This is a genomic window from Pantoea allii, assembly GCF_046529425.1.
Classification (GTDB): domain Bacteria; phylum Pseudomonadota; class Gammaproteobacteria; order Enterobacterales; family Enterobacteriaceae; genus Pantoea; species Pantoea allii.
This window is the reverse complement of the sequence record NZ_CP125958.1, coordinates 400,399-420,605: the sequence shown is the minus strand read 5'-3', so window position 1 is coordinate 420,605 and position 20,207 is coordinate 400,399. Positions and strand designations below refer to the sequence as shown.

The following is a 20,207-nucleotide window of genomic DNA, read 5'->3' as shown; positions in this document are numbered from 1 at the left end:
GGAAATCTCAGGTGAAGTTCGTAAAGTATTTATTAATCCTTGCAGTGTGTTGCATCTTGCTGGGAGCTGGCTCGATTTATGGTTTGTACAAATATATTGAGCCGCAGTTACCCGACGTTAACACGCTGAAAGATGTGCGTTTGCAAACCCCTATGCAGGTTTACAGCGCTGAGGGCGACCTTATCGCCCAGTATGGTGAAATGCGCCGTATACCGCTTAGCCTGCAACAGGTTCCGCCTGAGATGGTTAAAGCATTTATTGCAACGGAAGACAGCCGCTTCTATGAGCATCACGGTGTAGATCCCATCGGGATTTTCCGTGCTGCCAGTGTTGCGCTGGTGTCGGGCCATGCTTCGCAGGGGGCCAGTACGATTACCCAGCAGCTGGCACGTAACTTCTTCCTTAGCCCAGAACGCTCCCTGATGCGAAAAATCAAGGAAGCCTTTCTGGCGATTCGCATCGAGCAGTTGCTGAATAAAGACGAGATTCTTGAGCTTTACCTGAACAAAATCTACCTCGGCTACCGGGCTTACGGTGTGGGTGCCGCCTCACAGGTTTATTTTGGTAAGCCCGTTAATGAGCTGTCATTGAGCGAAATGGCGACCATCGCCGGTCTGCCTAAAGCCCCGTCGACCTTTAACCCGCTTTATTCACACAGCCGCGCCGTCGCACGTCGCAATGTCGTTCTGGCCCGTATGCTGGATCAGCATTACATCACCCAGCAACAGTACGATGAGGCGCGTAACACACCGTTAGTCGCCACCTATCATGGCCCTAAAATCGTCTTCTCTGCGCCTTATCTCAGTGAGATGGCACGCCAGGAGATGGTAAAACGCTATGGTAATAATGCTTACACCGATGGCTACAAGGTTTACACCACCGTCACACGACGTCTGCAGCAGTCTGCGCAGGAGGCCGTGCAGAACAACGTAATGGCTTATGATATGCGTCATGGCTACCGTGGCCCGACCAGCGTGCTGTGGAAAGTCGGTGAACCTGCATGGGGACAGGCGCAGATTGTTAAAGCGTTAAAAAATCTTCCTCTGTACGGTCCCCTTCATCCGGCCGTTGTTACTCATGCGCAGAGCGATGAAGCCACCGTCATGATGAAAGATGGTAGCAACGTGTCACTGACCATGGCTGGTGTTCGCTGGGCGCGTGCCTTTAAGTCTGACACGGTGCAAGGGCCAACCCCTAAAAGCCTGACTCAGGTTCTGCAGCCAGGCCAGCAGGTTTGGGTACGCCAGGTCGGCGATACATGGTGGCTGGGCCAGGTCCCGGACGTGAACTCGGCACTGGTTTCGTTAGATCCGACCAACGGTGCCGTGCGCGCACTGGTGGGCGGTTTTGACTTTAACCAAAGCATGTTCAACCGCGCCACTCAGGCACTGCGCCAGGTGGGCTCGAACATTAAGCCGTTCCTGTACACGGCCGCGATGGATCGGGGGTTAACGCTGGCATCCATTCTTAACGACGTGCCTATTTCCCGCTGGGATGCAGGTGCCGGTGCGGACTGGCGTCCGAAGAACTCACCGCCTACCTACGATGGCCCGATTCGCCTGCGCCAGGGGCTGGGTCAGTCGAAAAACGTTGTGATGGTTCGCGCGATGCGTGCGATGGGCGTGGATTACGCGGCCGAGTACTTACAGCGCTTTGGCTTCCCGGCACAGAACATTGTGCATACTGAATCACTGGCCCTTGGGGCAGCCTCGTTTACCCCTCTGCAGGTGGTGCGCGGTTATTCCGTCATGGCGAATGGCGGCTTCCTGATTGATCCTTACTTCATTAGCAAAATTGAAAATGAACAGGGACAAACCATTTTTGAAGAAAAACCGAGAATTGCCTGCCCTCAGTGCAACTTACCGGTGATTTACGGTGAAACCAAAAAAGCGCTGACGCTGAACGCCGAGAGCGTTGAGAACGTCGCGCCTTCGGCTCAGCAGCAAAACCAGACGGTGCCGCAGCCTGAGCTGGAGCAGGTACCTGCGCAGCCGCAGCCGGGTGGTGAACAGCAGTATGCGCCGCACGTGATTAATACGCCGCTGTCATTCCTGATCAAAAGTGCGCTGAACAGTAATATTTTTGGCGAACCGGGCTGGATGGGCACGGGCTGGCGTGCCGGGCGCGACCTGAAGCGTAATGATATTGGCGGAAAAACGGGCACAACCAACAGTTCCAAAGATGCCTGGTTCTCGGGCTACGGCCCCGGCGTCGTCACCTCGGTGTGGATCGGCTTTGACGATGCGCGTCGCGATCTGGGTCGCAGTACCCTTTCTGGCGCAATTCCCGATCAAATATCGGGTTATGAAGGCGGCGCGAAGAGTGCACAGCCTGCCTGGGATGACTTTATGAAGGTCGCTCTGGATGGCGTGCCGGTTCAGCCGCTCACGCCACCGGATGGCATCGTGACCGTCACCATCGATCGGAGTACGGGCAAACTGGCAAACGGCAGTGGTAATACGCGCCAGGAGTACTTTATCAACGGGACGCAGCCAACCGAGTATTCGGTGCATGATGCCGGCACCACCATCATGGACAATGGCGAGAGCCACGAACTGTTCTGATGATCCTCAGGGGCGGCGCGAGTCGCCCCTGGTTATCCGGCCTGTCTTGCGCGGATGTTAATAGCTGATACGTCCCTGCTTCACCAGCCACTCACGTACCATAAACAATGCACTGACGTTGCGCGCTTCGCGAAAATCAGGCTCCTGCAATAATGCCAGCATGTTGCTTAACGGCCAGTGATGCACCACCAGCGGCTCAGGCTCATCGCCTTCCAGCTTCTCCTGATAAAGCCCTTCTGCCACGACAATATTCATCTTGCTGGAAAAGTACGACGGCGCCATGGTCAGTTTGCCCAGGGTAGTCAGCTGGCCCGCACCGAATCCCGCCTCCTCTTTGAGTTCACGGTCCGCAGCCTGGTTTACGGTTTCACCCGGATCGATCAAGCCTTTAGGGAAGCCCAGTTCGTAGGTCTCCAGACCCACCGCATACTCTTCAATCAGCACCAGGTGATCATCGATAATCGGCACAATCATCACTGCTTCACGTTCCGAGGGCTTCATGCGCTCGTAAATACGCCGTGCGCCATTACTGAAGGCCAGGTCTACCGCTTCAACAGTAAACAATCGTGACCTTGCCACGGTTTCTACATTGAGGATGTCAGGTTTTTTTAACGACTTTTTCATATCAGCCTCAAACTTGCTGCGCCAGCACTCAGGAGCGAATTAGCATACCTAACGATCCGCCTTTGTGCGACTCTCCAACCGCACGCAGCGCGTATGCCGCTTTTTTCTACGATAACACTGGTTTCCTGAGTACAAAAAATTTGTGTTAGTCAATATCCCGCTTCAAAATTCAGATAATGCCGATACAATAACGGGTGCACTGTCGTTACTATTCTGGCAGTGTGTGATGTCATAACGCCTAATTAAATGATTTACAGAACTATTTCGTTTATTGTTAAACGTGTAAGAGTTGTTTAACCTCCCATAAATCGTCTTGCATCGTGGGCGAATCTGGGGATGTAAGTTTAAAGTGAAGGCAGTATTTTGGCTGAATTGAGCAAAGCATGAGCACAATAATTATTATATTGGCCGTAGTGCTAACCTGTTCAATTCTGGCAGGTATTGGATTTTGGTACGCTATGCGGCGCAGGCCCCCGTTGGCGAGACCGCTGCCATTCATTAGCCCGCCCTGCCGTAAGCTGTCTGAACGGGAGCGCAAGGCGGTTGAACAGTACCTTGCTGCCCTTGAAAAACAGCCCCGTATCCTCAGTCCCGGTGAATCCCGCCGTCAACATGACAAGCTGGTGCTGACCGCGCAAAGCAACAATGTCTATCCTGTCACGCGGGCGATTACCCGTTATGGCCTCTCCACCGACGATCCCCATAAGTGGCGCTACTATCTGGATGAAGTCGAAGTCCATTTGCCGCCGCTGTGGGAACAGTACATCACGGATGAAAACTACGTTGAGCTCATCCGCACCCAGTCCGTTCCATTAATCATCTCTTTGAATGGACACTCGCTGGTGGATTACGCCGTTGATCAGCAGTCGCTACCCAGTCTGATACGTCCGGCTTCCACCAACGCGTCGATCCGCAAAGCGGAAAGTGAAAACGTGGAATTAGTGCGGGTGCGCAAAGAAACGCTGGAAGAGTACCGGCTGTCTCGCCCTGACGGCACGCGGGAAGCGGTCATTATTTCTTTTGCCTTGATGTTGTTTTTTATCGGCTTGCTGTTGCCAGCCAGTCTGATGATCTGGCTGTCGGTGATTGCCGGCATCATGATCGTCGCCAGTCTGTGGCTGATGTATCGTGTGCCTGGTGAGAATGGCCTGCGTGAAATTCACTGTCTGCGCGGCGCGCCCAAGCGCTGGGGCTTATTTGGTGAGTCAAATCAGGAACAGAGCAACATTACGCTGGGGATTATCGATCTGGCTTATCCTGCCCACTGGCAGCCCTACGTTGCTCACGATCTGGGTCAGGTGACGGACGTCGATATTTATCTGAATCGCCAGGTGGTGCGCCAGGGGCGCTTTCTTTCACTGCAGGATGAGGTCAGAAATTTTCCGCTGCAACGCTGGCGTAAAAATGTCGTGCTGGCCTGTGGCTCGCTGATTGTTCTGGCTTTGTTAATCACCTGGATTCCGCTCAGCATGCCCATCAAGCTGAGTCTGGCCTGGGCTAAAGGCACCGACAGCCTGGATGTCAGCAGCGTTAACCAACTGAGTAGCGTGGATCTTAAAGTCGGCGACAGCCTGAAGGTCACAGGGACCGGCATGTGTGCGGTGCCGGACAACTACCAAAGTAATCGCACCTATACCTATATGCCGTTCGATTGCTCACAAATTTACTGGAATAACGCAACGCCCCTGCCGCTGCCCCACTCAGATATTATTGAGAAAGCCTCGGCGTTGCTGGATACCACGACGAAACAGCTGCATCCCGAAACCAACACCGATCCCAAACTGAATCCTCAGTTAGCCTCGGCAATCCAGAAATCGGGCATGATTCTGCTGGATGACTTTTCAGACCTGGTGCTGAAAACGCAGGCGCTCTGCAGCCAGGCACAGGACTGTATGCGCCTTAAAAATGCCCTGGTGAACCTGGGTAATGCCAAAGACTGGGACACCTTAGTCAGCCGCGCCGATTCCGGTCAGCTTAACGGGATGAATGTCCTGCTGCGTCCGGTCAGTGCTGAAGCGCTGGAAAACCTGGTGCACACCGCGACCTCCACCTTCTTCTTCCGTGAAACGCGTCGCGCCGCTGAGAACCTTAACAGCCCACCGCCGGGCGGATTCGTTATCGCCAGCGATGAAGGGCACCAGCTCGTCAATCAGCCCCAGCCTGCTGTTCCGCTGTTTGATCTGGAGGCGTCGTCACAGTGGCAAGAGCTGCAACGTCTGTCCTCACTGTTGCTGCATACGCCGTTCAGCGCCACCGGCATCATTACCAATATCTATACCGATGCAAACGGCACACGCCACATCGCCCTGCACAATGAGCCTGATGCCATGGCAAAATGGCGCTATCTGGGTGCCGCGCTGTTGCTAATGGTGCTGCTGGCCTGCGGCATCGTGAACGGCCTGCTGGCATTGCGGCGCATTCATCTGAATCGTCAGCGTATGCATGCTATCCAGCAATATTACGATAAATGCTTTAATCCTACGCTGAGCACTATACAGGGCGTGCGCTCCATATTTTGAGCCCCCTGCAACTGTGCTACCCTGTTGCGCTAACTGGCAACGGGTAAATTCACCATGATGTTCAACCGGTCTGACTTTGACACCGTGCTGCTCGATATGGACGGCACGTTGCTCGATCTGGCGTTTGACCACTTTTTCTGGCTGGAGCTTGTCCCTGACACCCTGCGTACCCAACGCGGTATTTCTGCTGCTCAGGCGCGTCAGATTATTGAAGAAAAATATCAGGCCGTGGCGCATACGCTAAACTGGTATTGTCTGGATTACTGGTCGCAGGCGCTGCAGTTAGACATTCATGCCATGACCTGGGAACAGCGCCATCGCGTCAGCTTGCGTGTTGATACGCTGCCTTTTTTACAGGCTTTACGTCAGGCGGGTAAACGCACCATCCTGCTCACCAATGCGCATCCCTGGTATCTGGACGTTAAACTGAAACAAACAGGTTTAGCATCACACCTTGATTTATTACTTTCCACCCATACCTTTGGCTATCCGAAAGAAGATCAACGTTTGTGGCAGGCGGTTGAGCAGCACACTGGCTTTGATGCATCACGGACAGTGTTCATCGATGACAACGAAACCATTCTTGATGCCGCCAAATTATGGGGAATCGGCTGGTGCCTGGGCGTCAGTAATCCTGACTCCGGTCGTCCTGAACAACACTTTCAGCGTCACGGTGCAATAAGCGACTACCGCACACTGATTCAGGCCTGGGAGCAGCAATGAAAGAAAAACCAAGCGAAGGCGTTCGTCTTGATAAATGGCTTTGGGCGGCGCGTTTCTACAAAACCCGTTCTATCGCACGCGAGATGATTGAAGGTGGCAAGGTTCATTACAACGGCCAGCGCAGTAAACCCAGCAAGCTTGTCGAGCGGGATGCTGAGTTAACCCTGCGTCAGGGTAATGATGAGCGCACCGTAGTGATCGCCGACATCAGCGAGCAGCGCCGTTCTGCCAGTGAAGCACAGCTGCTTTACCGCGAGACGGAAGCCAGTATTGAAAAACGTGAAAAAGTAGCCCTGGCGCGCAAGATGAATGCGCTGACCATGCCCCATCCCGATCGTCGGCCCGACAAGAAAGAACGCCGCGATTTGATGAAATTTAAGTTATCGGGTGATGAATAAGCAGGTTACTGAACCTGTCACCGCCCGCCAAAAGAGAGAAAATTATGTCTGAGCACGATCAACTGCGTCGTTATCTGTTTGAAAATGCGTCCGTTCGCGGCGAACTGGTCAATGTTTCAAACACCTGGCAAGCCATCCTGAAAAATCACGACTATCCGCCTGCGGTACAAACCCTGCTGGGCGAATTGCTGGTGGCGACCAGCCTGCTTACCGCAACGCTAAAATTTGATGGTGAAATTACCGTTCAGCTCCAGGGCGATGGTCCCCTGACGTTAGCCGTGATTAATGGCAACAATCAGCAGGAGTTACGCGGTATCGCACGGATGAAAGGTGACATTCCTGACGACAGCACACTGAAGAGCATGGTGGGCAATGGCTATTTGGTCATTACCATCACGCCTGAAAAAGGCGAGCGCTATCAGGGCGTGGTCGGTCTGGAAGGCGACACGCTAAGTGAATGTCTGGAAGACTATTTTATGCGCTCCGAACAGTTGCCGACCCGCCTGTTTATTCGCACCAGCAACGCAGGCGCAGCCGGGATTCTGTTGCAGGTTTTACCGGCTCAGGACACCGATAAAGAAGACTTTGCGCATCTGGCTACGCTGACCGAGACGATTAAAACGGAAGAGCTGATCGATTTGCCCGCGACCGATGTGCTGTGGCGTCTTTACCATCAGGAAGAAGTGACCGTTTACGACCCGCAGCCGGTTGTCTATAAATGCACCTGTTCGCGCGAACGTTGCAGCGAGGTACTGAGAACGCTGCCGCAGGAAGAAGTCGACGAGATTATTGCTGAAGATGGCAAAATCGATATGAACTGCGACTACTGCGGATCACATTACGTGTTCGATGCGGTAGACATTGCCGGGATTCGTAGCCACTCCCTTGAGAACAGCAATCGCCTTCACTGATCCGACCAGGGCGGTCAGGCCGCCCTGCCTGCCCCATCGCTATGCCCTTAATTTACTTAGCAAATTATCTTTTTTTACTTTCTTAACATCTTAAAAACGTTCGAAACATACCCTTAACGCGCCCTGAGTCTCATTTTTAACGAACAAGCCTTTCTCGCCTGACACAGTAGCGTAAACTGCGCGCGATCGTGTTTCCGCACCTGGCCGTGCGGCATGTTACAGACGCGATCCCACACTCTCTTTGCCCTACAGAACAGACACCGATTTAAGGAGCAGTAAAATGCGCGTTAACGGCCTGACCTCGAAAGCCCTTGCCGATCTGGGCATCACCGATACCACTGAAGTGGTTCATAACCCTGATTACGATACGTTGTTTCAGGAAGAGATGCGCCCGGAGCTCGAAGGTTTTGAGCGCGGCACCCTGACGCAAAGCGGCGCCATCGCAGTGGATACCGGGATTTTTACCGGGCGCTCGCCTAAGGATAAATATATTGTTCGTGATGACACCACGCGCGATACGCTGTGGTGGAACGATCAAGGCACCGGCAAGAACGATAACCAACCGCTGTCCCAGGAAACCTGGCAGGCGCTGAAAAAATGCGTCACCCAGCAGCTCTCCGGGAAACGCCTGTTTGTTATTGATGCCTTCTGCGGTGCCAACCCGGATTCACGTCTGAGCGTACGCTTTGTGACTGAAGTTGCCTGGCAGGCGCATTTCGTTAAAAACATGTTCATTCAGCCGAGCGCAGCCGAACTGGATAACTTCACGCCTGATTTTGTGGTGATGAATGGCGCGAAATGCACCAATCCTGACTGGCAGGCCCAGGGGCTGCATTCTGAGAACTTCGTCGCCTTTAATCTGACCGAACGTATGCAGTTGATTGGTGGCACGTGGTACGGCGGAGAAATGAAAAAAGGGCTGTTCGCGGTGATGAACTACCTGTTGCCGCTGAAGGGCATTGCCTCCATGCACTGCTCCGCTAACGTGGGTAAAGCAGGCGACGTTGCGGTGTTTTTTGGGCTTTCCGGTACGGGTAAAACCACGCTGTCTACCGATCCGGATCGCCAGTTAATCGGCGATGATGAACACGGCTGGGATGACGATGGCGTGTTTAACTTCGAAGGCGGTTGCTACGCCAAGACGATCAACCTCTCCGAACAGGCTGAGCCAGAAATCTATCGCGCTATTCGTCGTAATGCCCTGCTGGAAAACGTGGTGGTGCGTGAAGACGGGAGCATCGATTTTGCGGATGGTAGCAAAACCGAAAATACCCGCGTGTCTTATCCGATTAACCACATCGACAATATCGTGCAGCCGGTTTCCAAAGCAGGCCATGCGAAGAAAGTCATTTTCCTGACTGCCGATGCCTTTGGCGTGCTACCGCCGGTCTCCAGGCTGACGCCAGAGCAGACCCAGTATCATTTCCTGTCTGGATTTACCGCGAAGCTGGCCGGCACGGAACGAGGTGTGACCGCACCAACCCCGACCTTCTCAGCCTGTTTTGGCGCAGCCTTCCTGACGCTGCATCCCACACAGTATGCAGAAGTGTTGGTGAAACGCATGGAAGCGGCGGGCGCGCAGGCTTATCTGGTTAATACGGGCTGGAACGGCAGTGGCAAGCGTATCTCATTGAAGAATACCCGCGCTATCATCAACGCCATTCTCGCAGGTGAGCTGGACGATGCGCCAACGGAGACCCTGCCGGTGTTCAACCTGCAGGTGCCAAAAACCCTGGGCGATTTGGATGCCGAAACGCTCGACCCGCGTCGTACATGGGAAAGCGAGGAGAAGTGGCACGCTGCCGCAGATGATTTAGCACAGCGTTTTATCACCAACTTTGAAAAGTATACCGATAATGCGGCCGGTGCCGCGTTGGTAAAAGCAGGTCCACAGCGCTAATAACAACGGCGCGGCTTAACCGGCCGCGCCGTTGTTGCTCAACTCAGCGTCAGGTTGCCGCTATGTGGAACCACCTCAGGATTTTCCGCTAAGGGTAACCAGGCACGGATGCGTAATCCGCCTCGTTCACTGTCACCTATCTCCAGCGACCCTTGATGCGCATCGATGATGCGTTGCACTATCGCCAGCCCCAGGCCCGTGCCGCTGGTGCTTCGTGCGCTGTCACCGCGCACAAAAGGCTGAAACAGATGGGCCAGCTGGTCAGGCTTAATGCCGGGACCGTCATCTTCAACCTGGAACCAGGCCCGGTGCAGTTCCCGTCCACTGCTGACCTTAATCCAGCCGTTGCCGTAGCGCGCGGCGTTCACCACCAGGTTAGCCAGGGCGCGCTTGATCGAGAGCGGATTGATCTCCAGCATGAGCTCTTCCGCCATGACCGCATTTTCAATTTCGCGTTCGTAACCGCTTTCTGCTGCCACCACCTCACCCAGCACGCTATTGAGATCGGCCAGCTCAGTCTGCATCTCCTGCCCGGTGCGCAGGTAATCAATGAATTGCTCAATGATGGCGTTACACTCTTCGATGTCTTTGTTAATCGACTCGGCCAGGTAGCCATCCTGCTCATTCATCATTTCGGTCGCAAGGCGAATACGTGTTAACGGCGTACGTAAATCATGACTGACGCCCGCCATCAGCAGCGTTCTGTCATCGGCAAGCTGCTTGACGCCCGCCGCCATTTGGTTAAAGGCTCGCGTGACCGATCGCACTTCCGACGCGCCGTATTCACGTAACGGTGGCGGAATGATGCCTTTACCCACCTGAAGTGCGGCATGCTCTAAATCGACCAGCGGGCGGTTTTGAATTCGGATAAAAAGCCAGGCACCGCCTATCGCCAGCAACATAATCGCCAGGGTATAGCGGAACAGCGGGGAGAAGTCACCCTGATGGATTTCGGTTAACGGCACCCGTACCCAGATATCAGGCGATAGCCAGGTCTTTAACCAGACAACGGGGGAGTTTTTGTTTACCTCGACGCGAACGTCCGTGGGGCCGCCAAGCTGCTGGCCCATCTGATCGCTAAGAAACTTATAGTGCTGCGCCCAGCGCAGTCCGCTCTCCTCTGCTGCCGCATTGGTATAGAGCGAAATACCCAGTTCACGATAAATTTCGCGGCGAAAAGCGGGCGGCACTTCAAGCTGCGTGCCATCTTCCAGCTGTAAACGGTCTGTCATCAGCATACGCACTTCGTACGCGAGGACTTTATTAAACTGTTGCAGGCTGGGAAGAATGGCAAAGTTCAGCACCACCAGGTAGGTCGTTACCAGGCTGACAAACAGCAAGGTAACGATCAACAACAGGGTGCGGGCAAACGAACTTCGTGGCGAGAAGCGCAGCCGCCTCATGCTTTACTGCCGTCCGGAACAAACACATAACCCAGGCCCCAAACGGTCTGGATATAGCGTGGGTGAGCAGGATCTTCTTCCACCATACGGCGCAGACGAGAAATCTGAACGTCGATAGAACGTTCCATGGCGCTGTATTCACGACCACGGGCCAGGTTCATCAGTTTGTCGCGCGACAGCGGCTCACGTGGGTGGCTGACCAGCGCCTTGAGCACGGCGAATTCACCGCTGGTCAATGGCATAGGTTCATCTTCACGGAACATCTCGCGCGTGCCCAGGTTGAGTTTGAACTTACCAAAGGCAATGACCGCTTCTTCCTGAGAAGGCGCGCCTGGCAGTTCGTTGGCCTGACGGCGCAACACGGCACGAATACGCGCCAGCAGCTCACGCGGGTTGAACGGTTTTGGAATATAGTCGTCAGCACCGATCTCCAGTCCGACAATACGGTCCACTTCTTCACCCTTGGCTGTCACCATGATGATAGGCATCGGGTTGCTCTGACTACGCAGACGGCGGCAGATGGAAAGGCCATCTTCGCCCGGCAGCATCAGGTCAAGCACCATTAAATGGAAGGATTCGCGGGTTAACAGACGATCCATTTGTTCGGCGTTGGCGACACTGCGCACCTGAAAGCCCTGCTCGGTAAGATAGCGCTCCAGTAGTGCACGCAAACGCATATCGTCATCGACGACCAGAATCTTGTAGTTTTCTTGCATTTTTAACTCCCAAAGGCGCGATTGCCTGAGCCGATATTGTTAAAAAAAGATGCGGCACAGTGACAGTGTTTAATGGTTTATATTCTAGTCAAAATTGTTACAAAGCATATTAAACAGCAGCTTATATTTAAATTTCGGTCTGACTGCCTGAGAAGCTGTGTCATCACCACCTGCGTTGAACAGAATACGGCAAATCTGAAATATTAGGTAAAATTCCGCTATTGCCTGGTTTAAACAGGATGCACTGGCTGACAGAGCTTGTAAATTCAACTGCTTGCCAGAAAATTTGCCTTAAATTAAATCAGTGACGGATGACATATCTGGCATGTAGCGGTTTTCCCCTCTGATAACAGCATAATATCCCGCAAAAAAACAGGTTAATACGCGACCTCTCTCGGATTAGTTTGAGATCCACCCCCAATAAGGCCAGTTACAGGTAAAGAGAGATAAATCAATCAGTAAAGCCCGCTTTGCGCCCGGATAAATATCACCCAGACTGTAGCGACACCAATTTGCCGTTTTACGGGGAAACCATAATGAAAAAAACGATTTTACTGCTGAGCGCGCTGGCTTTATTCAGTGTGGGTCAGACTTATGCCGCAACCGCAACCGGTGAAGCTGCGGGCGCACAGGCCACCACCACAGCCCAGGGTAACTCAAATGCTATCGGTATTGGCGCAGTCGGCGCACTGTTAGGCGTAGCACTGGCAACGGCGGGCGGCGGCGGCGGTGACGGCAACGGAAGCAGCACCTCGACCACGACATCGACCAAGGCCGGTAAGTAAGACTTGCCCCTCAGGGGAGCGCATTGGTCTGACTAAGGCCGTGCCGTCCCCTGCAAAAGCCGTACAAGGGTTTTTTGATCCGTAAAAAACCCTTTTCCCACCTCTTTTTCGCCACGCCTGATTTGCTTTACACTGAAGCACTTTCGATTTTACCGGCTGCTGTACCATGAGAACCCGACTGATTACGCGTGAAGGTTTTAATACCTTAAAAGCAGAACTCGATCACCTGTGGCGTGAAGAGCGACCTGAAGTCACCAAAAAAGTGACCTGGGCTGCCAGCCTTGGCGACCGCAGTGAAAATGCGGATTATCAATACAACAAGAAGCGCCTGCGTGAAATTGACCGCCGTGTCCGTTATCTCAGCAAAAGCATTGAGCAACTGCGCATTGTGGATTACTCGCCGCAGCAGGACGGCAAAGTGTTTTTTGGTGCCTGGGTTGAAGTCGAAAACGACGACGGCGACATCAAGCGCTTTCGAATCGTGGGTTACGATGAGATTTTTGGCCGCAAGGATTACATCTCCATTGACTCGCCCATGGCCCGCGCACTGTTAAAAAAAGCGGTCGGCGACGCAGCTGTGGTCGAGACGCCAGCCGGCCCGGCATGCTGGTATGTTAATGAAATTAGTTATATTGAAGCCTGATTCAGAATATCGCTGAAAGCGGGCCACTTCTCTGGCAATTTCAGCCATCAATCCGTATAACTATCGGCTATTTCTCAACCCAGAAAGCAAAATAGTCCGATGATGAATGTTCTTAGCCAGCTAATTGCAAGTGAGCTACAGGCGCGCCCCGAGCAAGTTGATGCGGCCGTCCGCCTGTTGGATGAAGGGAATACCGTGCCGTTTATTGCACGTTATCGTAAAGAGGTGACGGGCGGCCTGGATGACACACAGCTCCGCCAGCTCGAAACCCGCCTCAGCTACCTGCGTGAATTATCCGAGCGTCGGCAGGCCATCCTGAAATCCATTGAGGAACAAGGAAAACTCACCGACGAACTGGCGAATGCCATCAATACCACCCTCAGCAAAACCGAACTCGAAGATCTCTACCTGCCCTATAAACCTAAGCGCCGTACACGTGGACAGATTGCGATTGAAGCCGGGCTGGAACCGCTGGCCGACACGTTATGGCAGGACCCGTCACAAGATCCTGAGCAGGTGGCGGCAGGCTATGTCAATGCAGATAACGGCGTCGCTGATGTCCGCGCCGCGCTGGATGGCGCGCGTTACATTCTGATGGAACGCTTCGCTGAAGATGCCGCGCTGCTGGCTAAAGTCCGTCACTATCTGTGGAAAAACGCCCACCTGGTTTCAAAAGTGGTGGAAGGGAAAGAGGAAGAAGGCGCTAAATTCCGCGACTATTTCGATCACCATGAGCCGCTGCACAGCGTTCCATCACATCGCGCGCTGGCCATGCTGCGCGGTCGCAATGAAGGTGTGTTACAGCTGTCGCTGAATGCCGATCCCCAGTTTGATGAGCCTCCGCGCGAAAGCCACGGCGAAACCTTGATTACAGAGCACCTGAATCTGCGACTGAATAATGCACCGGCCGACAGCTGGCGCAAAGCCGTGGTCAGTTGGACATGGCGCATCAAGGTTATGCTGCATCTGGAAACCGAGCTGATGGGCACCGTACGTGAGCGCGCTGAAGATGAGGCCATCAACGTCTTTGCCCGTAACCTGCACGACCTGTTAATGGCGGCACCTGCGGGCATGAGAGCCACGATGGGCCTGGACCCCGGCCTGCGTACCGGTGTGAAAGTTGCCGTGGTTGACGCGACCGGCAAGGTGGTTGCTACCGACACGGTCTATCCGCATACCGGACAAACCGCCAAAGCAGCCGCTGCGGTCGCGGCGCTGTGCGTGAAACATCAGGTCGAACTGGTGGCCATCGGCAATGGCACGGGCTCACGTGAAACCGAGCGTTTCTTCCTGGATCTGCAAAAGCAGTTCCCACAGGTCACGGCACAGAAAGTTATCGTCAGCGAAGCCGGCGCTTCGGTTTACTCTGCGTCTGAATTAGCCGCGCTGGAATTCCCGGATCTTGATGTCTCACTGCGTGGCGCGGTCTCGATCGCCCGTCGTCTGCAAGATCCCCTGGCCGAGCTGGTGAAAATCGATCCGAAATCGATCGGCGTAGGTCAGTATCAGCATGACGTCAGCCAGAGCCAGTTAGCGAAAAAACTGGATGCGGTGGTAGAAGACTGTGTGAACGCCGTCGGTGTCGATCTGAATACGGCCTCGGTTCCGCTGTTGACGCGCGTGGCCGGGTTAACCCGTATGATGGCGCAAAATATTGTGGGCTGGCGTGATGAGAATGGCCGTTTCCAGAACCGCCAGCAGCTACTCAAGGTCAGCCGTTTAGGGCCTAAAGCGTTTGAGCAGTGCGCGGGCTTTCTGCGTATTAACCACGGCGACAATCCACTGGATGCTTCAACGGTGCACCCGGAAGCCTATCCGGTAGTCGAGCGTATTCTGGCGGCGACCGAGCAGGCGCTGAATGCGCTGATGGGCAATCCCACCAGCCTGCGTAACCTGAAAGCGGTGGACTTTACCGACGACCGCTTTGGCTTACCGACCGTTACCGACATCATGAAAGAGCTGGAAAAGCCGGGCCGCGATCCTCGTCCTGAATTTAAAACGGCGCAGTTTGCCGAGGGCGTGGAAACCATGAACGATCTGATGCCGGGCATGATACTGGAAGGTGCCGTCACTAACGTCACGAACTTTGGTGCGTTCGTCGATATTGGCGTGCATCAGGATGGCCTGGTGCATATCTCTTCGCTGTCAGACAAGTTTGTGGAAGATCCTCATCAGGTCGTCAAAGCGGGCGACATCGTTAAAGTCAAAGTGATGGAAGTGGATCTGCAACGTAAGCGCATTGCCTTGACCATGCGCCTTGACGAGCAGCCGGGTGAAGGGAATGCCCGGGGTGGTAAGAGCAATACGGCACGTGAAGAAAAACGTCCGGCCGCCAATAAGGGCCGCCCACGTCCCGTCAGCCAGCCCGCAGGCAATAGCGCCATGGGTGACGCTCTCGCGGCGGCACTGGGTAAAAAACGCTAGATAAAAACCACGCAGTCACCTCTTATCCCTGCTGTCGGGGTGGAGGTGACTGTCATTGCTGCCCCCACCGTCATTATCCCCTGTCTCGCGGCTGATTCGGTTTACCTGAACGCGCTAAACCCAGCAACCAGACGTGGTTTACCGCGCGATGCCTGCAGTATTTGTGATGGATCGTCCGCTTCACGCTGACGGCTTTTCAGCGGTTTTTCAGACCGACCTTGCACGATTAAGTTGAAAATCCCCACCCTGACGCTACGCTAAAAAGACGCCCGTCATAATAACGACACCTGCTGTGGCACCCTTTTACATGGAAAAGATCACTGCTTTAATCGATAAGATTTATGACGATGCCTTTCCTGAGGCCATGCGTGAACGCCTGCTCGCCGCGATCGTCGAGGCCCGCGACACGAACAAGCTGCCAAGAAAGGCGCACTGGGATGAGCAGGACGTGGTGCTGATTACCTATGCCGATCAGTTTCGCGAGCCGGGTAAACCCACACTCAACACCTTTTCGCGTTTTTATCAGCAGCATCTGCAATCCACCTTTCCGCTGGTGCATCTCCTGCCGTTTTATCCCTATTCGTCCGACGACGGTTTTTCGGTCATTGATTACCATCAGGTCGATCCGCTGTGTGGCGACTGGCACGACATTGCCTTGCTGCATCAGGAAACACGCCTGATGTTCGATTTTGTCTGTAACCATATGTCGGCACACAGCGCGTGGTTTAAACATTATCTGGCTCAGGATGAGGGCTGGGATGATTTTTTTATTAGTCTGCCGCCCAGCACCGATCTCAGTGCAGTCACGCGACCCCGTACGTCGCCGCTGCTGACGCCGTTCACGCTGGCGAACGGTGAAATCCGGTTTATCTGGACCACGTTCAGCGCCGATCAGATTGACCTGAACTTTGCCAGTCCCAGAGTGCTCATGCGCATGGTTGAGGTCTTACTCGACTATCTGAAACGTGGGGCGGACTATGTGCGGCTGGATGCGGTGGGCTACATGTGGAAAACGCCAGGCACCCGCTGTATTCATCTGGAAAAAACCCATCTGCTGGTCAAACTGTTTCGCGCCATTGCCGATGTCGTCGCACCAGGCACTGTTATCATCACGGAAACCAACGTGCCACATAAAGACAACATCAGCTACTTTGGTAACGGGCAAGACGAAGCCCAGATGGTCTATCAGTTTTCTCTGCCGCCGCTGGTACTGCACGCCATTCACACCGGCTCGGCTCGTGCACTGCGTCAATGGGCCAGCACCCTGGAAGTGGGCAAGGGCAACACAACCTTTTTTAATTTTCTGGCCTCGCACGATGGCATAGGCCTGAATCCGGCTCGCGGAATTTTATCTGAAGTCGAGATTACGGCCCTGGTGCGCGATCTGGCGCTGGAAGGCGCACTGATTTCCTATAAAAATAACCCCGACGGCACCACCAGCCCCTATGAAATCAACGTCACCTATTTCGACGCGCTTAACCGTGAAGATGATGACGATGAAACGCGCCTCAGACGCTTTATGCTGGCACATGCTATTTTACTGGCCTTCCCCGGTGTGCCAGCGATCTATATCCAAAGCATACTGGGTTCACGTAATGATTATGACGGCGTGCGTGAGGCAGGGCATAACCGCGCGATTAACCGGCAAAAGTACCCGCTCTCCGTGATCGAAGACGCGCTGGTAAACAGCAGCGGCTTACGCCATCAGGTTTATACACAGCTAAGCAAACTGATTCAGCAGCGTCGGCGTTTGTCGGCCTTTCACCCAGATAATCCAGTGATGATATTTCAGAGCGACAATGCGCTACTGATGATGAAACGCTATCATCCAGACAGTGGTGAGGGATTGCTCTGTGTTTTCAATCTTAGTGGCAGGCAGGTCAAGGCGCAGTTACCGGAGGCGCACCTTTTTCAGGATGTGATAAGGGGTGAGAAGATTGATGGCACCCAGCCAGTAACGCTGGATGCCTGGCAATTCATGTGGCTACGATAATTACTTGTAAACTTCCGCTGTCGCACTGAACTTACCGTGCTCACGACCGGCGATCACCAGGAAATACTTGCCGCCCTTCTCGTCAGCTGCTTCGGACAGCTTCTTCTTGGCATCCATCGGCGAGGTGGTTTCTGCCGTGGTATTCACGGTGCCGATTTTGGTCAGGTTCATCTTCTGCACTTCTTCTTTGGTGACTTCTTTCGCCGCAAAAGCAGAGAATGACACTGCGCCCATCATCATTGATGCAACGACCCATTTCATAACCTTCATTTGTCTACCCTCATTCATGATCCATTGTTGAGATGTAAGCAGCCGCAAATCGCTTAAGGCTATATCGAACGGCATAGTCATCTCCCTGACTAATCGCATAGAAGTGCAGCGGCCTTGCTCACTCATGAAGTATTGTCGCTGTGCAGAAATTTGCCAGTTACGGCAGCGGTTATCTGTCTAATTGGCTGATAAAAGACACAATCTGCTGGCAGAACGCATCAGGATGCGAAATAAAGGGCGCGTGGGCGGCTTTGTCCATCACGACAGAAGGCGACATCGGCAGCAACGCGTCCAGTTGTTGCGCGATACGGCGCGGTACCAGACCATCCAGCGCGCCATATATCCGCAGAAAGGGCAGCCTAATGGCGGTAAGCCTGTCCCGTAAGTCGTCGTCGCTCAGTATTGTCAGCCCAGCGTTGAGTACCGCCACGTCAGGCACAGGCTGCGACAAAACAATGTCTTTGAGTTTGCGCGCATCGGCACGTGCGGTTTCTGTTCCCATCGTCTGCAGCGCCAGAAAACGCTCCACGGTGCGCTGAAAGTCGTGGCTGAGCTGCTGCTGGAAGTTATGCAAGGTTAAGGGAGCAATACCTGGCCAGTCATCACGGGCGGTAAAACAGGGCGAAGAGGCCACCGTGATCAGCGCACGCAACCGTTCTGGCTCGCTCAACGCCAACTGCGTGGCGACCAGCCCGCCAAGCGACCAACCCAGGACAACGGCGCGCGGCGGCAGACGGGGCAACAGTGCCTGCGCCATCTGTTCCAGCGACAGGGCGCTGAAGCCCTGGCTGCGGCCATAGCCTGGCAGATCGACCATGTGCAGACGATATTGTGCGCTGAGTCGCGGCACAATGTTTTGCCACACTTCCGCATTCAGTCCCCAGCCGTGCAGCAGCACAAGATCGTCATCGCCTTCGCCACAGGTATGCCAGTAAAGTGAGCTCATCCGTTACTATTCCATGATTGATAAGGAGGTCACTATGCTACCAATGCCTGCCCTGTGTTGGCTATGTCAGTTGCCGCTGCGCATCGCGCTGCATGGCCTGTGCTGCGTCTGTATGCGTCAGTTACCTCGCCTGCCGTCACGCTGTCCACGCTGCGGCCTGCCAGCCGCATCAGGCAGCCTGTCCTGCGGCCGCTGTTTGCGTAAACCGCCGCCCTGGCAGGCGTTAGTCTGCGTCAGCCATTATCAGCCACCGCTCAGTTCCTGGGTGAATCAATTAAAATTCTCGGGCATTACCGCACTTAGGGTGATGCTGGCCCGGCTGCTTTTGCTAAGCTGGTTGGATGCGTATCGCAGAGGACAGGCCATTCGTCCCGACTTACTGATGTGTGTTCCGCTGCATTCACAACGCTGCTGGTGGCGCGGTTACAATCAAACAGCCCTGCTGGCAACACCGCTGTCACGCTGGCTGGGCTGCGAATTCAGCCAGGCGTTATCCCGTCAGCGCGCAGCCGCCATTCAGCATCAGTTAAGTGCCCGTCAGCGTCGCCGCAATTTACGCGGCGCGTTTTGCCTTGAAACGGATGTGACCGGCCGCCATATTGCCTTAATCGATGATGTGGTCACGACCGGCAGCACGGTAAGAGAAATTAGCCGCCTGCTACACAGGCGAGGCGCAGCCAGCGTGCAAGTCTGGTGCCTGTGCCGTACCTTGTAGAGCCTGGATGATGGGCGTATTATAACCAACTAAATTAGTCAACTATTGAGCAAATGACATGATCCGAATTACTGATTCTGCCCAAGAGCATTTTTCAAAACTGCTATCCAAACAAGAAGATGGCACCCAGATTCGCGTATTCGTGATTAACCCGGGTACGCCAACTGCCGAATGCGGTGTGTCCTACTGCCCACCTGATGCGGTGGAAGCGACTGATACTGAACTGAAGTTTGAAAAGCTGTCAGCCTATGTTGATGAGCTGAGCGCGCCTTATCTGGAAGACGCTGAAATCGACTTCGTGACGGATAACCTGGGTTCGCAACTGACGCTTAAGGCGCCTAACGCTAAAATGCGCAAGGTGTCCGATGATGCGCCCATGGTCGAGCGCGTTGAATACCTGTTACAGGCTCAGATTAACCCGCAACTGGCCGGTCATGGCGGTCGCGTTTCGCTGATGGAAATCACCGAAGACGGTTTTGCGATTCTGCAATTCGGTGGCGGCTGTAACGGCTGTTCGATGATTGACGTCACCCTGAAGGATGGCATTGAGAAAGAACTGCTGGCGGCCTTCCCACAGCTGAAAGGCGTGCGCGATATCACCGAACACCAGCGCGGCGAGCACTCCTTCTACTGATGTATCCGCGCGACAGCCTCGCTGTCGCGCGTCCTGACA

17 protein-coding genes are annotated in these 20,207 nt (G+C 54.2%); 12 read left to right on the top strand and 5 right to left on the bottom strand.

Annotated elements, in window-relative coordinates; all coding sequences use genetic code 11:
- Positions 1-11 precede the first annotated feature (11 nt).
- Positions 12-2,564, top strand: coding sequence for a peptidoglycan glycosyltransferase/peptidoglycan DD-transpeptidase MrcA (gene mrcA, locus QNH99_RS01900; protein ID WP_410517242.1), 2,553 nt, complete (start codon positions 12-14; stop codon positions 2,562-2,564).
- 57 nt (positions 2,565-2,621) lie between these two features.
- On the opposite strand, the gene nudE is transcribed toward mrcA, so the two are convergent.
- Positions 2,622-3,188 carry an ADP compounds hydrolase NudE gene (nudE, locus tag QNH99_RS01895; protein WP_063877511.1) on the bottom strand — a complete coding sequence of 189 codons (567 nt, stop codon included), beginning with the start codon at positions 3,186-3,188 and terminating at the stop codon, positions 2,622-2,624.
- 383 nt (positions 3,189-3,571) lie between these two features.
- On the opposite strand from nudE, the gene QNH99_RS01890 reads away from it, so the two are divergent.
- The 5 genes from QNH99_RS01890 (at position 3,572) to pckA (ending at position 9,639) form a co-directional block, all read left to right on the top strand.
- The gene (locus QNH99_RS01890; RefSeq protein ID WP_283355573.1) at positions 3,572-5,707 is read left to right on the top strand and encodes an intracellular growth attenuator family protein; all 2,136 of its coding nucleotides are present in this window, start codon (positions 3,572-3,574) and stop codon (positions 5,705-5,707) included.
- Between the two features lie 57 nt (positions 5,708-5,764).
- A complete protein-coding gene (gene yrfG, locus QNH99_RS01885; protein WP_410517652.1) occupies positions 5,765-6,430 on the top strand; it encodes a GMP/IMP nucleotidase in 666 nt (221 codons plus the stop codon).
- The gene (hslR, locus tag QNH99_RS01880) at positions 6,427-6,828 is read left to right on the top strand and encodes a ribosome-associated heat shock protein Hsp15 (protein ID WP_063877514.1); all 402 of its coding nucleotides are present in this window, start codon (positions 6,427-6,429) and stop codon (positions 6,826-6,828) included. The genes yrfG and hslR overlap by 4 nt, the downstream gene beginning before the upstream one ends.
- Before the next feature lie 44 nt (positions 6,829-6,872).
- Positions 6,873-7,739 (top strand): Hsp33 family molecular chaperone HslO, encoded by an 867-nt coding sequence (hslO, locus tag QNH99_RS01875; protein ID WP_096011058.1) that lies wholly within the window; start codon positions 6,873-6,875, stop codon positions 7,737-7,739.
- Positions 7,740-8,019: 280 nt separating this feature from the next.
- A complete protein-coding gene (gene pckA / locus QNH99_RS01870; RefSeq protein ID WP_172897033.1) occupies positions 8,020-9,639 on the top strand; it encodes a phosphoenolpyruvate carboxykinase (ATP) in 1,620 nt (539 codons plus the stop codon).
- 38 nt (positions 9,640-9,677) lie between these two features.
- Here the strand turns inward: pckA and envZ are convergent, their stop codons facing one another.
- Positions 9,678-11,042, bottom strand: a complete 1,365-nt coding sequence (gene envZ, locus QNH99_RS01865) for a two-component system sensor histidine kinase EnvZ (protein ID WP_063877517.1) — start codon at positions 11,040-11,042, stop codon at positions 9,678-9,680.
- Entirely contained in the window at positions 11,039-11,758 is a 720-nt protein-coding gene (ompR, locus tag QNH99_RS01860) for a two-component system response regulator OmpR (protein ID WP_001157751.1), read from the bottom strand. Before ompR ends, envZ begins: the two co-directional genes overlap by 4 nt.
- A 536-nt stretch (positions 11,759-12,294) precedes the next feature.
- Here ompR and yjbE point away from each other — a divergent pair.
- From yjbE to QNH99_RS01840, 4 genes are all read left to right on the top strand, one after another.
- Entirely contained in the window at positions 12,295-12,543 is a 249-nt protein-coding gene (gene yjbE, locus QNH99_RS01855) for an exopolysaccharide production protein YjbE (RefSeq protein ID WP_063877518.1), read from the top strand.
- A gap of 166 nt (positions 12,544-12,709) precedes the next feature.
- Positions 12,710-13,186 (top strand): transcription elongation factor GreB, encoded by a 477-nt coding sequence (greB, locus tag QNH99_RS01850; protein WP_096011057.1) that lies wholly within the window; start codon positions 12,710-12,712, stop codon positions 13,184-13,186.
- 99 nt (positions 13,187-13,285) lie between these two features.
- Entirely contained in the window at positions 13,286-15,610 is a 2,325-nt protein-coding gene (locus tag QNH99_RS01845) for a Tex family protein (protein WP_410517241.1), read from the top strand.
- A gap of 307 nt (positions 15,611-15,917) precedes the next feature.
- Entirely contained in the window at positions 15,918-17,603 is a 1,686-nt protein-coding gene (locus tag QNH99_RS01840; protein ID WP_063877521.1) for an alpha-amylase family glycosyl hydrolase, read from the top strand.
- Here the strand turns inward: QNH99_RS01840 and QNH99_RS01835 are convergent, their stop codons facing one another.
- Together QNH99_RS01835 and bioH are read right to left on the bottom strand one after the other, a co-directional pair.
- A complete protein-coding gene (locus QNH99_RS01835; RefSeq protein WP_063881049.1) occupies positions 17,604-17,873 on the bottom strand; it encodes a YdgH/BhsA/McbA-like domain containing protein in 270 nt (89 codons plus the stop codon).
- 169 nt (positions 17,874-18,042) lie between these two features.
- A complete protein-coding gene (gene bioH / locus QNH99_RS01830; protein WP_283355578.1) occupies positions 18,043-18,819 on the bottom strand; it encodes a pimeloyl-ACP methyl ester esterase BioH in 777 nt (258 codons plus the stop codon).
- Positions 18,820-18,853: 34 nt separating this feature from the next.
- On the opposite strand from bioH, the gene gntX reads away from it, so the two are divergent.
- Together gntX and nfuA are read left to right on the top strand one after the other, a co-directional pair.
- Entirely contained in the window at positions 18,854-19,534 is a 681-nt protein-coding gene (gene gntX / locus QNH99_RS01825) for a DNA utilization protein GntX (RefSeq protein WP_109717811.1), read from the top strand.
- Between the two features lie 58 nt (positions 19,535-19,592).
- Positions 19,593-20,168: a Fe-S biogenesis protein NfuA gene (gene nfuA, locus QNH99_RS01820; RefSeq protein ID WP_063877524.1), complete on the top strand. Its 576-nt coding sequence runs from the start codon at positions 19,593-19,595 to the stop codon at positions 20,166-20,168.
- Positions 20,169-20,207: the final 39 nt, after the last annotated feature.

Coding starts and splice junctions, on each gene's coding strand:
- nudE (WP_063877511.1), bottom strand. CDS start 3,188: ATGAAAAAGTCGTTAAAAAAACCTGACATCCTCAATGTAGAAACCGTG.
- QNH99_RS01890 (WP_283355573.1), top strand. CDS start 3,572: ATGAGCACAATAATTATTATATTGGCCGTAGTGCTAACCTGTTCAATT.
- yrfG (WP_410517652.1), top strand. CDS start 5,765: ATGTTCAACCGGTCTGACTTTGACACCGTGCTGCTCGATATGGACGGC.
- hslR (WP_063877514.1), top strand. CDS start 6,427: ATGAAAGAAAAACCAAGCGAAGGCGTTCGTCTTGATAAATGGCTTTGG.
- hslO (WP_096011058.1), top strand. CDS start 6,873: ATGTCTGAGCACGATCAACTGCGTCGTTATCTGTTTGAAAATGCGTCC.
- pckA (WP_172897033.1), top strand. CDS start 8,020: ATGCGCGTTAACGGCCTGACCTCGAAAGCCCTTGCCGATCTGGGCATC.
- envZ (WP_063877517.1), bottom strand. CDS start 11,042: ATGAGGCGGCTGCGCTTCTCGCCACGAAGTTCGTTTGCCCGCACCCTG.
- ompR (WP_001157751.1), bottom strand. CDS start 11,758: ATGCAAGAAAACTACAAGATTCTGGTCGTCGATGACGATATGCGTTTG.
- yjbE (WP_063877518.1), top strand. CDS start 12,295: ATGAAAAAAACGATTTTACTGCTGAGCGCGCTGGCTTTATTCAGTGTG.
- greB (WP_096011057.1), top strand. CDS start 12,710: ATGAGAACCCGACTGATTACGCGTGAAGGTTTTAATACCTTAAAAGCA.
- QNH99_RS01845 (WP_410517241.1), top strand. CDS start 13,286: ATGATGAATGTTCTTAGCCAGCTAATTGCAAGTGAGCTACAGGCGCGC.
- QNH99_RS01840 (WP_063877521.1), top strand. CDS start 15,918: ATGGAAAAGATCACTGCTTTAATCGATAAGATTTATGACGATGCCTTT.
- QNH99_RS01835 (WP_063881049.1), bottom strand. CDS start 17,873: ATGAAGGTTATGAAATGGGTCGTTGCATCAATGATGATGGGCGCAGTG.
- bioH (WP_283355578.1), bottom strand. CDS start 18,819: ATGAGCTCACTTTACTGGCATACCTGTGGCGAAGGCGATGACGATCTT.
- gntX (WP_109717811.1), top strand. CDS start 18,854: ATGCTACCAATGCCTGCCCTGTGTTGGCTATGTCAGTTGCCGCTGCGC.
- nfuA (WP_063877524.1), top strand. CDS start 19,593: ATGATCCGAATTACTGATTCTGCCCAAGAGCATTTTTCAAAACTGCTA.